This window comes from uncultured Roseobacter sp., from assembly GCF_947493125.1.
Taxonomy (GTDB): domain Bacteria; phylum Pseudomonadota; class Alphaproteobacteria; order Rhodobacterales; family Rhodobacteraceae; genus Roseobacter.
The window spans coordinates 141,119-152,592 of sequence record NZ_CANLQB010000009.1; the positions used below are offsets into that span (position 1 = coordinate 141,119).

General features: G+C 63.8%; 15 protein-coding genes. 7 read left to right on the top strand and 8 right to left on the bottom strand.

Annotated features, from left to right (window positions below):
- Positions 1 to 196 precede the first annotated feature (196 nt).
- On the top strand, positions 197 to 403 hold the full coding sequence (locus Q1A71_RS19215) for a cold-shock protein (protein ID WP_299680327.1): 207 nt from the start codon (positions 197 to 199) through the stop codon (positions 401 to 403).
- 237 nt (positions 404 to 640) lie between these two features.
- A complete protein-coding gene (locus tag Q1A71_RS19220; RefSeq protein ID WP_299680330.1) occupies positions 641 to 883 on the top strand; it encodes a hypothetical protein in 243 nt (80 codons plus the stop codon).
- Positions 884 to 1,194: 311 nt separating this feature from the next.
- Here Q1A71_RS19220 and Q1A71_RS19225 read toward each other — a convergent pair whose 3' ends face one another.
- Positions 1,195 to 1,905, bottom strand: a complete 711-nt coding sequence (locus tag Q1A71_RS19225; RefSeq protein WP_299680333.1) for a DUF533 domain-containing protein — start codon at positions 1,903 to 1,905, stop codon at positions 1,195 to 1,197.
- Positions 1,906 to 2,218: 313 nt separating this feature from the next.
- Between Q1A71_RS19225 and rplB the strand changes: the two genes are divergently transcribed.
- Genes rplB through rplP form a run of 5 tightly spaced genes read left to right on the top strand, consistent with a single transcriptional unit; the run spans position 2,219 to position 4,861 of the window.
- Positions 2,219 to 3,061 carry a 50S ribosomal protein L2 gene (gene rplB, locus Q1A71_RS19230; RefSeq protein ID WP_299680336.1) on the top strand — a complete coding sequence of 281 codons (843 nt, stop codon included), beginning with the start codon at positions 2,219 to 2,221 and terminating at the stop codon, positions 3,059 to 3,061.
- 3 nt (positions 3,062 to 3,064) lie between these two features.
- Positions 3,065 to 3,343, top strand: coding sequence for a 30S ribosomal protein S19 (rpsS, locus tag Q1A71_RS19235; RefSeq protein WP_067296663.1), 279 nt, complete (start codon positions 3,065 to 3,067; stop codon positions 3,341 to 3,343).
- A 3-nt stretch (positions 3,344 to 3,346) separates the two neighbouring features.
- Entirely contained in the window at positions 3,347 to 3,727 is a 381-nt protein-coding gene (rplV, locus tag Q1A71_RS19240; RefSeq protein ID WP_159978173.1) for a 50S ribosomal protein L22, read from the top strand.
- Positions 3,727 to 4,434 (top strand): 30S ribosomal protein S3, encoded by a 708-nt coding sequence (rpsC, locus tag Q1A71_RS19245; RefSeq protein ID WP_299680343.1) that lies wholly within the window; start codon positions 3,727 to 3,729, stop codon positions 4,432 to 4,434. The genes rplV and rpsC overlap by 1 nt, the downstream gene beginning before the upstream one ends.
- Before the next feature lie 13 nt (positions 4,435 to 4,447).
- The gene (rplP, locus tag Q1A71_RS19250) at positions 4,448 to 4,861 is read left to right on the top strand and encodes a 50S ribosomal protein L16 (RefSeq protein ID WP_299146850.1); all 414 of its coding nucleotides are present in this window, start codon (positions 4,448 to 4,450) and stop codon (positions 4,859 to 4,861) included.
- Positions 4,862 to 5,019: 158 nt separating this feature from the next.
- Here rplP and Q1A71_RS19255 read toward each other — a convergent pair whose 3' ends face one another.
- From Q1A71_RS19255 to Q1A71_RS19285, 7 genes are all read right to left on the bottom strand, one after another.
- A complete protein-coding gene (locus Q1A71_RS19255; RefSeq protein WP_299680345.1) occupies positions 5,020 to 5,547 on the bottom strand; it encodes a DUF1569 domain-containing protein in 528 nt (175 codons plus the stop codon).
- Positions 5,548 to 5,664: 117 nt separating this feature from the next.
- A complete protein-coding gene (locus Q1A71_RS19260) occupies positions 5,665 to 6,285 on the bottom strand; it encodes a TIGR02466 family protein (RefSeq protein ID WP_299680348.1) in 621 nt (206 codons plus the stop codon).
- An 821-nt stretch (positions 6,286 to 7,106) separates the two neighbouring features.
- Positions 7,107 to 8,243, bottom strand: coding sequence for an acetylornithine deacetylase (gene argE / locus Q1A71_RS19265; protein ID WP_299680351.1), 1,137 nt, complete (start codon positions 8,241 to 8,243; stop codon positions 7,107 to 7,109).
- Complete coding sequence (locus tag Q1A71_RS19270) at positions 8,240 to 9,175, bottom strand: LysR family transcriptional regulator (RefSeq protein WP_299680354.1); 936 nt, start codon at positions 9,173 to 9,175, stop codon at positions 8,240 to 8,242. Before Q1A71_RS19270 ends, argE begins: the two co-directional genes overlap by 4 nt.
- Positions 9,176 to 9,244: 69 nt before the next feature.
- Positions 9,245 to 10,354, bottom strand: coding sequence for a Rieske 2Fe-2S domain-containing protein (locus tag Q1A71_RS19275; protein WP_299680357.1), 1,110 nt, complete (start codon positions 10,352 to 10,354; stop codon positions 9,245 to 9,247).
- 24 nt (positions 10,355 to 10,378) lie between these two features.
- Positions 10,379 to 11,053 (bottom strand): DUF1028 domain-containing protein, encoded by a 675-nt coding sequence (locus Q1A71_RS19280; RefSeq protein WP_299680360.1) that lies wholly within the window; start codon positions 11,051 to 11,053, stop codon positions 10,379 to 10,381.
- A 4-nt stretch (positions 11,054 to 11,057) separates the two neighbouring features.
- Entirely contained in the window at positions 11,058 to 11,474 is a 417-nt protein-coding gene (locus tag Q1A71_RS19285) for a RidA family protein (protein WP_299680363.1), read from the bottom strand.

Sequence of the window (11,474 nt, forward strand, 5' to 3'; positions counted from 1 at the left end):
CCCTTCGGTCCGAATGGCCTGGCGTCACCATGCCGGCGGGCCAGATAGACCTTGCAATTGCCGTTGGAAAAGCCCACATGTTACCTGCGACGTTATCGCTATCGGTTAAATTGCTCCTTAAGGCTCAGTCTATTCGATCTTGCTCTGACTTAGCCGACATGCCGCATTTCGCGGGCATCAAAAAAGGAGAACGACAATGGCCACTGGCACAGTCAAATGGTTTAACACGACAAAAGGGTTTGGATTCATCGCGCCCGATGGCGGCAGCAAGGACGTGTTCGTGCACATCTCTGCGGTCGAACGGGCCGGTCTGACCGGTCTGGCAGATGACCAGAAGGTCACCTTCGATATCGAAGCCGGTCGTGATGGCCGCGAAAGCGCAGCAAACATCGCTCTTGCGTGAGGCTCCGGCCCCGTCGCCGGGGTCTGCTGGATGATTTTGGACGGGCGTATCTGAGACGACGCGCCCGTTTTCTTATGCACAGGTGAGACAGCGCACCGGTGTCGTCGGCCCGGACAGGCTCGCAGGCGTCCGGTCGGCACATGCCGCGGCGCCGGCCGCGGGCCGCGTCTTCTCCCGTCCGAACATCGGCTTTGTGCCGGACGGCGATCAATAGCCCCGCAAACAGGAGTGGTAAGAATGCCCAGACCGAAAAAAGACACCGTGTTCGGCCCCCTCAAACCGGCCGCGGAAACGACCCTGGACAAGACCACACGGATCGTCCGGGAGATCACCGAAGGTGAGGCCGAGAAGCGGCAGATCAAGACAGCCCGCCTCCGGGCCGCGCGTCTCGAAAGAGAAGCCAACACCGCTGCTGACGCCCCTGCCGAGCAGCCGAAACGGCGCGGCAGGACGCCGAAGGCAGCTCAGGTCAAGCGCTGACACCCGCCAGCCGACCAGCGGCTTGCGGTCGGCGTCCGTCATCGGGCGGGTGACCGGTTTGTCTTTGGACCGGGCCCGCTGTCCCGGCGCGGCTGGAGTCCCCTGAATTTTCGATTTGGTCAGAAGTCTTAACGCCGGAGTGCGCTCGGTCTGTTAATGGCGCCATTTGCCGACGTGTGCACCGACGCAATACCGACAAAATACCGACGTGATACCGACATGGGGTTTTCCATATTTTGCAGGGGTAAACGCGCCGTTTTCGGCGCGGGCCCGAAACTAGGCCCGCCCGGTCGATTAACCGGAACCGTCCCTCAGCTCAGGGCGGCCACGCCCATCCGCGCGTGGATCGCATCGCGCTGCGCGTCGCTCAGGCCGAGGCCCGTCGCGAGCTGGCGCATGTAGGCGGCCTCGGCCGGATTGTCGATGCGGATCGCGGCGAGCGAGGTGGAGTAGATCTGCTCGCGCCCGACGGATCCCGCATCCTGGATCAGCCCCGCCAGATCCACCGGCGCCTGCAATTCCGCCTTCACGAACTCCCGCTCGTCCTCGCTGATATCCCCCAGCCGCTCGACGATGGCCGCCTGCTCCTCTTCGTCGATCTCGCCGTCAGCCTTCGCGGCCTGGATCATCGCGCGGATCATCAGCTTGGCCTGCTGCTCCATCGCGTCGCCCACGGGGGTGTTGCCGAAGATCGCCTCCATCATGGCCGCCGACTGCTGGCTGCCCGCCTCCGTCGCACTGCGCATGCTGGCCATCAGCCCACCCAGACCCGCCGCACCGGCTTCCGTGGCGCCCGCAGTCGCCTGCCCCATCTGGCCAAACAGGCTCTTCACTTGCGCCGATCCGCCCGGGATGCCGAACTGGTCCGCCATGCGGCCCAGCTGGTCCGCGATGTTGCTGTTGCCCGCGCCTTGCAGCGCGTCCTGAACACCGGCCATGCCGCCCATCTTCTTGTATTTGTCCATCCCCTTTGCCGCCGCAAACCCGACGGCGACCGCAGCCAATGCCTTTACGAAACTCATGGTATTCCCTCCACCCAAGATCGCCTGACCGTAGCATCTCGGCTGCGACATTAGGAAGGCAGAAGATCGCGCGTCAAAGACCGCGGCAAATCGGCGCTCAGACAGGGGCCCGCGCCCTGAAAAATATGAACTTTCAGCGGGTCATGCGCTTGACCCCGAGGGCGCACTCTCTTAAACGGACGCATCGGCAAGGCCCCGGATTCGTCCGGGGCTTCGCCTTTGTCCGCGAGGACACACAACTCGGGCACCTACGGGGGCCTTCATACCATGGTCGTCATTGCGACGACCGACAGCAAAACGGAAGACAGACAACATGGCACTCAAGTCGTACAAACCGACGACGCCGGGCCAGCGTGGGCTGGTACTGATCGACCGTTCGGAGCTCTGGAAAGGCCGCCCGGTCAAAGCCCTCACGGAAGGCTTGACCAAAAACGGCGGACGGAACAACACCGGACGGATCACGATGCGCCGCAAAGGCGGCGGGGCCAAGCGCCTCTACCGGATCGTTGACTTCAAGCGGAACAAGATGGATGTGACGGCCACGGTCGAGCGCATCGAATACGACCCCAACCGCACCGCCTTCATCGCCCTCGTGAAATACGAGGACGGCGAGCAAGCCTACATCCTGGCGCCGCAGCGTCTGGCCGTGGGTGATACAGTGGTTGCAAGCACAAAAGCCGACATCAAACCCGGTAACGCGATGCCCTTTGCGGGCATGCCCATCGGGACAATCGTGCACAACATCGAGATGAAGCCCGGCAAGGGTGGTCAGATTGCCCGCGCCGCCGGCACCTATGCCCAGTTCGTGGGCCGCGATGGCGGCTACGCCCAGATCCGTCTGAGCTCGGGCGAACTGCGCCTCGTGCGTCAGGAATGCATGGCGACCGTTGGTGCCGTGTCGAACCCCGACAACTCCAACCAGAACTACGGTAAAGCGGGCCGCATGCGTCACAAGGGCATTCGCCCGTCTGTGCGTGGTGTGGTGATGAACCCGATCGACCACCCGCACGGTGGTGGTGAAGGCCGGACCTCTGGTGGTCGTCACCCGGTGACGCCTTGGGGCAAGCCGACAAAGGGTGCAAAGACCCGGAACAAGAAAAAAGCGTCCAGCAAGCTTATCCTGCGCTCGCGGCACGCCAAGAAGAAGGGGCGTTAATCTATGTCTCGTTCAGTATGGAAAGGTCCTTTTGTCGACAGCTACGTGTTGAAAAAGGCCGAAGCGTCCCGCGAAAGCGGCCGCAACGAAGTGATCAAGATCTGGTCGCGCCGCTCGACAATCCTGCCGCAGTTCGTGGGTTTGACGTTCGGCGTCTACAACGGTCACAAACACATCCCTGTTAACGTCAGCGAAGACATGATTGGTCAGAAGTTCGGTGAGTATTCGCCAACCCGGACCTACTACGGTCATGCCGCCGACAAAAAAGCGAAGCGGAAGTAAGCCATGAGCAAGGATAAAAATCCCCGCCGCGTGGCTGACAACGAAGCACGTGCAAAGCTGCGCATGCTGCGTACATCCCCGCAGAAACTGAACCTCGTCGCCGCGATGATCCGGGGCAAGAAGGTGGACAAGGCCCTGACGGACCTGACCTTCTCCAAGAAACGGATCGCACTGGACGTGAAGAAATGCCTTCAGTCCGCCATCGCGAACGCGGAAAACAACCACAACCTCGACGTGGACGAGCTGATCGTCGCAGAGGCCTATGTGGGTAAAAACCTGACCATGAAGCGTGGACGTCCGCGCGCGCGTGGCCGGTTCGGCAAGATCATCAAGCCGTTCTCGGAAATCACGATTCTGGTGCGTCAGGTAGAGGAGCAAGCCTAATGGGTAACAAAGTCAATCCGATTGGCATGCGCCTGCAGGTGAACCGCACCTGGGACAGCCGCTGGTACGCCGATACGAAGGACTACGGTGATCTTCTTCTCGAAGACATCGCGATCCGCGAGTTCATCAAGGAAGAGTGCAAGCAGGCCGGCGTGGCCCGTGTGATCATCGAGCGTCCGCACAAGAAGTGCCGCGTGACGATCCACACAGCCCGCCCCGGTGTCATTATCGGCAAGAAAGGGGCAGACATCGAAGGTTTGCGTCAGAAAATCGCCAAGATGACCGACAGTGAGCTGCACCTCAACATCGTTGAAGTGCGCAAACCGGAGTTGGATGCGGCCCTCGTCGGGGAAAGCATCGCACAGCAGCTGGAGCGCCGGGTGTCTTTCCGCCGCGCCATGAAGCGCGCGGTGCAGAACGCCATGCGTATGGGCGCCCTGGGCATCCGTGTGAACGTCGCGGGTCGTCTCGGCGGGGCCGAGATCGCGCGGACCGAATGGTACCGCGAAGGTCGCGTGCCTTTGCACACGCTGCGGGCCGATATCGATTACGCGCACGTGGAAGCCACGACCGCTTACGGGATCATCGGGATCAAGACCTGGATCTTCAAAGGCGAGATCATGGAGCACGACCCGTCGGCGCGGGACCGCAAGGCCCAGGAACTCCAGGATGGCCCTGCACCGCGCGGTGCTGGCGGTCGTCGCTAAGGGGGAATGACAGATGCTACAACCAAAACGCACGAAATTCCGCAAGCAGTTCAAGGGCTCGATCAAGGGGCTGGCGAAGGGCGGGTCTGACCTGAACTTCGGCACCTACGGTCTGAAAGCGCTGGAGCCCGAGCGGGTCACGGCGCGGCAGATCGAAGCGGCGCGTCGTGCCATGACCCGTCACATGAAACGTCAGGGCCGGGTCTGGATCCGGATCTTCCCGGACGTGCCGGTGACGGCGAAACCCATCGAAGTTCGGATGGGTAAGGGCAAGGGCTCCGTCGACCGTTGGGCGGCGAAGGTCAAGCCCGGCCGCGTGATGTTCGAGATCGACGGCGTGAACGACGACATCGCCCGCGAGGCCCTGCGTCTTGCAGCGATGAAGCTGCCCATCAAGACACGGGTTGTCGTCCGTGAGGATTGGTAAATCCTCACGCATGCGGCATAGTGGGTTTTCATAGAAAACCTGCGGGCCAGCACCCGGTTGAGTTATAGAACCCCCGCTGAGACATCAGCGGGGTTTTTTCGTGGTTCTCCGCGCAGCTTCATTTCACATGCCCGTCACACCGGTGACCGGCAGCGCAGCTATGCCAGTTGAAACTCTTCGAGATGGTTGTTGATATGCAGGGCGTGCGCGATGGCGTAATCTGTCTTGCTCAGATGGCCGTAGGCGAAATGTGGTTTCAGGTCAGCGTCATATGATCTGAAATCCAAAAGCGCCGTCTTCAACCGGTCGATCGCTTGCGGTGTCTCACCGTTATCTATGATGACTTCGCCTGGGATCGCCTCATCCAGCCCATGGGACATGGTCCCGCGAGCCCGAAAGACCTTGTAGGCCAGCTGACCAACCGTATTTTGGAACATCGCCGACTTTTGTTCGGGAAAGCCTGCCATGGAGAATTCGACCGATTGAGCCAGGTGATGGAAGGTTCGCGGAGCATCCCATTGCCCCATCGTCTCAAGCGGCGTTTTCGACAGAACGTCCAGCTTGTCCAACATGAGATCCACGCTCAGTTGGCTGTGATCGCGCAGCGTGTTGAGCCAGTAATAGCCTCCCGCCAAGCCGACAAAGGCACCAGATGCGATGTATTTGGTGAATGCGCGTCTGTTCATTCCGAAATCCTAAGATACGGCCTTCAACAAACCACGGTTGCCGGATTTCATCAACAGCGCTGGCGTGGATGCCGGGCAAGACGGATTGCGCGCTTGCGGTCATACCGGTTTCCCGGGCTACGCCCAGCTATAGTTGAATGAGACGGAGATCCGCTCCTCCTCCGCCATGTTCAGCGGGACTTCATGGCGTAGCCAGCTTTCCCACAGGAGCACATCGCCGATTGCAGGTGCAACATAGTGAAAGGTCTGCAAATCGGCGCGCGCATCCTTCATCCTTGGTGGGGCGGCCATCATCAGCGCCAGTCGCGGGTCCTCGAATTTGATGGCGCTGGCACCCGGCGGGACGGCCACATAGGTGGTGCCGCTGATCACTGAGTGTGGATGGATGTGAGACGTATGGATGCCACCCGGCGGCAGGATGTTGATCCAGATGTCTTCCAGCTTCAACGGCCTGTCGCCGAGGTCAAAGGCAAGGTCCTTGGCGAAAGCTTTCACGTGCTTGTCGAGCGCTTTGACCAGATCCTTGAAGATCGGAAAGCGGTAGGGCAGGTCGGTCAGCGAGGCGTAGCTGGTGTAGCCCGGATAGCCGTTCGCCTCACACCAGTCTTGCCCTGCCTCGTCATCCTCCGCGATGGACCAGCAGGAGGCTTCAAGCTCGGCCGTGTCGATTGGGGGTTTCTTCTCGGAGAGGTGCGCGCGGTAGAGGCGGGTGACGAAGAGGGAATCTATGGTGCTCATGATCCCGTCTTAGCCGAGCCCGTGACGGGAGGCGAGAGCGTTAACGCGGCGCGCGCGCAACGGACGCAAGGGTGTGGGGCCCCGGGTAGAGACTTTGGGCCTTTTCCCAAGGGAATATGGCAAATTCGATGTCGGTATCACGTCGGTATTGCGTCGGTATCACGTCGGTGCGCGCGGATGTTTTCGAGCCGATCTGCGGGGTTAAGGGTGCGCGCGACGGGAAAAGGTTGACAAGCGGTAAAGGCGGCACTGTGCGACACCGCGATACCCCCTTGAAGGTCACCGACCCTTGAGTGTGATCGACCGCCGCGGACCGCCGCCCTGTGCAAACCGTGAGGCGCTCGGGCCCTCCAAACACCCAGTGTCCAAACTCGCCGGTCTCTATCCCCCGAAACGGCCCTCCAGAGAGCATTGAGTTCTGATCCGCCGCGCAGCATTGAAATGCGTCTGACGAAGCACCCCGGATGGTGACGCTCTGACCGATACCGCCTCTGTCCTCCGATCTGCAGGCGCGCGTGCGGGGTGAGCAGGTTCCTCTGGCGTCTGAAAGGGCGGAACCTGGGAGACCTGTGATGGACCGGATTGCTGCGACACCACGGTGGATTGCGGGTCTCTCCAAGCCCAATTTCGCAGATGCCGGTCAGTGGCGACAACACGCCCACCAGCCAAAATACCGAACGTGACCTGCGAGCCGACCCTCAGCAGCGGGGAGGCCCGGCGGGCCCAGCCGGGCAGCGCCCGAGCCCCTTCCATGGGGGCGAGGGCGCTTGTCTCTGCCCGGGGATCAGGCGCTGTTTTCGGCGCGCGGCCAAGCCGCGGTTTCACAGCAGCGTATCGAGCGCATTCGCGAGCAATGTCGCGCAGGCCGCCAGCTGTGCGGAGGAGATATGCTCATCTGCCTTGTGCCCCTGCCGCTCCATGGATCCCGGGCCGCAGACCACGGTCGGGATGCCCAGCTCCGCCAGGACGCCGCCTTCCGTGCCGAACGCGACCTTGCAGGTCTTGCCGCCGGACCAGCCTTGAACCTGCCGGGTGGCGTCGCCCGTGGCCGGGGTCGCCAGGCCCGGGTAGGCGGCCAGAGGATGCAACGCAATCGCCCCGGCGCCGGCGAGCGGGGCGGTCAGCTCTGCCGCCGCCTTCGCGATCCTGCGCTCCAGCAGGTCGGGATCGTCCGCGGCCAGATGCCGAATTTCGAAAACCAGCTCGGCCCGCTCCGGGACGATGTTCAGCGCCGTGCCACTGGTCATCTTGCCCGCGTGCACCGTGCTGTAGGGGATGTCATAGCCGGCGTCTCGGGCGCCGTTCTGCTTCAAATCCGCCTGCAGCGCGCGCAGGTCCAGCACAAGGTCGACGGCAAGCTGCAGGGCGCTGACGTAGTTGGGAGCCAGCGCCGAATGCCCCGCCTGACCGGTGATCTCGGCCCGGTAGGCCCGCTTGCCCTTGTGGCCGATGGCCACCTGCATCTCGGTCGGCTCGCCGACGATGGCCAGCCGGGGCGTGCCCAGCAGAGGCGTCAGGCGGTCTCGCATACGGGCAATGCCGACACATCCGATTTCCTCGTCGTAGGAGATCAGCAGCTTCAGCGGCGCGGTCAGCGTCCGTCGGCTGGCCGTATCGGCGGCGACCAGCATTTCTGCCAGAAACCCCTTCATGTCGGTTGTCCCGCGCCCGAAGAGCAGATCGCCGTCGCGGGTCAGCTTGAACGGTGGTCTGGTCCAGTGCTGTCCGGTCACCGGCACCACGTCGGAATGGGCCGAGAGCAGCACCCCGCCCGCACCCTCGGGGCCCATCTCCGCATAGAGGCCCGCCTTGTCGTCCGTCAGATCCGCGATGCGGTGCACGCGAAACTGCCGGGTCACCAGGAAATCCTCGACATAAGCGATGAGATCGAGGTTGGACCTTGCGCTGATGGTCTCAAAGCCGATCAGCCGGTCGAGGATCTCCAGCGACGAGGTCACCTCAGGGGCTCCCCGCCGATGGCGTCGAACGCGCCGGAGGCCACCTGATCCCGCGCAAAGCCGATGACGGCCTGCACCGTGCGCGATTTTTCGGCGCCCTGGGTTGTCAGCAGCCCCATGCGCAACGCCCGCACCGGCTCCGCGATGGGCACGCAGGCCAGCCGCCGCCCGTCCGGCGAGAGGTCGCTGTGCGGGCGGACATTGGCGATGGAGTAGCCAAACCCGTTGCCCACCAGCGACCGCATGACGGCCATATCGCGGGTCCGCTCGGCGATGCGGGGGCGGGTCTTGCAGGCGTCGAAGAGGGACAGGAAATAATCCGTGCTGATCGGCAGATCCAGCAGCGCCATGGGCAATGGCGCCAGATCTTCCGGGCGGACCTCGTCTCGGGCTGCGTAGTCATGCGCGTCGCTGAGCACGGCAAAGGGGCGCAGCCGTACGAGGCCGATGAACTGCAGATCGGTCGGGATGTCCAGATCATAGGTCAGGGCCAGGTCAATGTCGGCGCGCCGGAGCGCATTGAAGATTTCGGCCTGATTGAGCTCGGTCTGGTCGATGCGGACATCCGGGTAGGCCGCTTCGAACCCCCGCCGCATGCGCGGCAGCACCAGCTGTGCGAAGGTCACCAGGCATCCGACGGCCAGCGGCCCGCGCGCGGTGCCGGAGACGTCCGCCGCGATGTCGATCATCGCATCGGCTTCCTTCAGCACGCGTTTCGCCTGGTCCAGCACCCGCCGTCCGCCCTGTGTCGGCGACAGGCCCTGGGCGTGCTGGCGCACGAAGAGCGGGATGGCGAACTCCGCCTCGAGCTGGGCGATGGCCGCCGAGATGGAGGGCGAGGAGACATTGAGACGCTCGGAGGCGCGCGCAATGCCGCCGGTGTCGCCGACGGCGACCAGATATTCCAACTGCCTCAGTGTAAAGCGCGGCACCAGAGGCTCCCGACAACCAAGTCCGCTGTCATACAATCAGCTTCCGCAGCGCAGGGCCAGCCGACATGCTCAGGCGGTTGCGCATTTGGCGTCCTGGCGGGCGAGCCACGTCTGGAAATCCCGGATCGTGCCCTCATAGTCATCGCCGGCGAGCGGGCCTTCGATCGCATGCTCCGAGGCCAGTGCGATCTGCAGGCGTTCCAGCTTCTCGCGGTCTTCGCGGTTGACCTCCTCCCAGAGGGCGATCCGCTGCGCGATGGTCGCGTCATCGAGGCTGTCGCCATAGACCGACATCGTCCATTTCACGCGGATCAGGCTGGCGTGGACCGGAAAGATGGAGAGCGAAACCAGCACGCTGGCGGCCTGGCTTGCGACCTGGCAGGGGAACTTGGCAAAGAGCGACGAGCGCTGGCGTTCGGCGGTGCTGAGCCCCGGTGCGCCCTCGCCGCGGGGCTGTATATTCTCGGGGTAGTTGGCCGCATAGGAGGTATAGCCGTCGCCGCTGACCAGTTTGCGCGACAGGCCAGAGGGGGTGTAGCCATGCAGCGTGTGCGGATGCACGACGCTGAGGTGATAGCCTTCCATGAAATTCTCGACCAGGCATTTCCAGTTGGTGTGCCAGTCTTCCTCGGCCACGTGGACGAGCCGGAAATCGGCGGTCTCATAGGGCGCCAGCATCGCGTCGAGCTCGGGGTGAGCGAAGGGGGCGGACGCAGGGTCGAGGGTGACATAGATGAAGCCGTTCCACAGCTGCACCCGGTGCCGGGGCAGGGTGCAGGTCGTCGCATCGAAGCCCGCGTTCTGCATGCGCGGCGCCCGCAGCAGTGCGCCGTCTCGGGCATAGGTCCAGGCGTGATAGCTGCAGACGAAGCGTTTTGCCGTGCCGCGCCCCTCGGCCAGCGGCATGCCGCGGTGCCGGCAGACATTGGCCAGGACCCGCACCTCGCCATCATCGCCGCGCACCACGAGAAGGGGTTCGTTCAGAAGCTGTACGGTGAAGAAGTCGCCGGGTTCCGGGATCTCGTCGGCGCGCCCCAGGCAGTGCCAGCCGGTCCGAAGAACGGTGCGCGCCTCATGTGCGAACTGGTCTTGCGAGGTATAGAACGCGCCGGGCATGCACTTCGGGCGGTCGGCGGGCAGGGCGGCGAGGTCTTGAAGTCTGTCACGCAAATCGCTCATCGCGGCCTCCCGTGCGCTCTTGGTTCATGCGTCGCCGGGAACGCCGTATGAGGGGGCGGCACCGGGATCGAGCGCGCGCCGCACATAGTCGTCCAGCTGGGGTTTGTAGACATCCCAGGCCGTCGCCACGGCCTCGATGGGGCAGCTTTCGGTCCAGTCGCAGCGCAGATCGGCCACCGGCCAGCTGACCCTGTCCACCAGCATCAGACCGGCCGAATGCACCGGGCCCGCTTCGCCGCCCGCGGCCAGACCGGCGCGCAGCGCGACGATCAGCCGGTCGCCGAGATGCCCCCGTGCCGCCTCGAACCCGGCCACGATGGCGGCGGGGACGGCGTCGTTGTCGAGCAGGTTCCCGCCCGCCGCCACGTCCGTGCCCTGCGCGGCGTTCCAGGTGCCGAGCACCTCGGCGCCGGAATGAATGGCCGTCTGCCCCCGCGCGTCGATGGCTAACAGCTGGCGGTATGCGATGTGCTGTGCCCCGTCGATCACCGCGCGCACCGCGTCCCCCGCCGAGTGGCCCTGCGCCATCGCGTCCAGCGTCTGGGGCCCGAGGCGGGGATCGGTCACATTCTGGCTGGCCACGGCACCCACCTGCGCGCGCGCGTGGGCGCAGCGGGCCGCAACGGCGGGGGAGGAGGAGGAGATTGCGATGCCGAACATACCGGTCTCTGCGCAACGGGCCACAAGCGAGAAGGTCATCGCGCTAGTCCGGGATGACGGCGGTGGCGTCGATCTCCACCAGCCATTCGGGCCGCGCCAGCGCCTGCACCACCAGCCCGGTAGAGACCGGATGTACGCCCTGAAGATACGCGCCCATGGTGCGATAGACCGCCTCGCGGTGGCGCACATCGGTGATGTAGACCACGACCTTGACCAGATGCTCCATGGAGCCGCCGGCCTCTTCGATCAGCTGCCGGATGTTCTGCATGACCTTGTGGGTCTGTTCCGCCGGATCGTGGCTGTCGATGGTCTTTGCGTCCTCGAGGCTTTGCGGGCATTGCCCGCGCATCCAGACGGTGCGCCCGCCCCGGGTGACTACCGCCTGACAGAGATCGGTGTCGAGCGCCTGCTCGGGGTAGGTGTCTTTGGTGTTGAACGGGCGGATGCGCGTGTGCGCCAT

Excerpts from the sequence above, each read along its gene's own strand:
- Q1A71_RS19215 (WP_299680327.1), top strand. The coding sequence starts at position 197 with ATGGCCACTGGCACAGTCAAATGGTTTAACACGACAAAAGGGTTTGGA.
- Q1A71_RS19220 (WP_299680330.1), top strand. The coding sequence starts at position 641 with ATGCCCAGACCGAAAAAAGACACCGTGTTCGGCCCCCTCAAACCGGCC.
- Q1A71_RS19225 (WP_299680333.1), bottom strand. The coding sequence starts at position 1,905 with ATGAGTTTCGTAAAGGCATTGGCTGCGGTCGCCGTCGGGTTTGCGGCG.
- rplB (WP_299680336.1), top strand. The coding sequence starts at position 2,219 with ATGGCACTCAAGTCGTACAAACCGACGACGCCGGGCCAGCGTGGGCTG.
- rpsS (WP_067296663.1), top strand. The coding sequence starts at position 3,065 with ATGTCTCGTTCAGTATGGAAAGGTCCTTTTGTCGACAGCTACGTGTTG.
- rplV (WP_159978173.1), top strand. The coding sequence starts at position 3,347 with ATGAGCAAGGATAAAAATCCCCGCCGCGTGGCTGACAACGAAGCACGT.
- rpsC (WP_299680343.1), top strand. The coding sequence starts at position 3,727 with ATGGGTAACAAAGTCAATCCGATTGGCATGCGCCTGCAGGTGAACCGC.
- rplP (WP_299146850.1), top strand. The coding sequence starts at position 4,448 with ATGCTACAACCAAAACGCACGAAATTCCGCAAGCAGTTCAAGGGCTCG.
- Q1A71_RS19255 (WP_299680345.1), bottom strand. The coding sequence starts at position 5,547 with ATGAACAGACGCGCATTCACCAAATACATCGCATCTGGTGCCTTTGTC.
- Q1A71_RS19260 (WP_299680348.1), bottom strand. The coding sequence starts at position 6,285 with ATGAGCACCATAGATTCCCTCTTCGTCACCCGCCTCTACCGCGCGCAC.
- Q1A71_RS19275 (WP_299680357.1), bottom strand. The coding sequence starts at position 10,354 with ATGAGCGATTTGCGTGACAGACTTCAAGACCTCGCCGCCCTGCCCGCC.
- Q1A71_RS19280 (WP_299680360.1), bottom strand. The coding sequence starts at position 11,053 with ATGACCTTCTCGCTTGTGGCCCGTTGCGCAGAGACCGGTATGTTCGGC.
- Q1A71_RS19285 (WP_299680363.1), bottom strand. The coding sequence starts at position 11,474 with ATGGCGCACACGCGCATCCGCCCGTTCAACACCAAAGACACCTACCCC.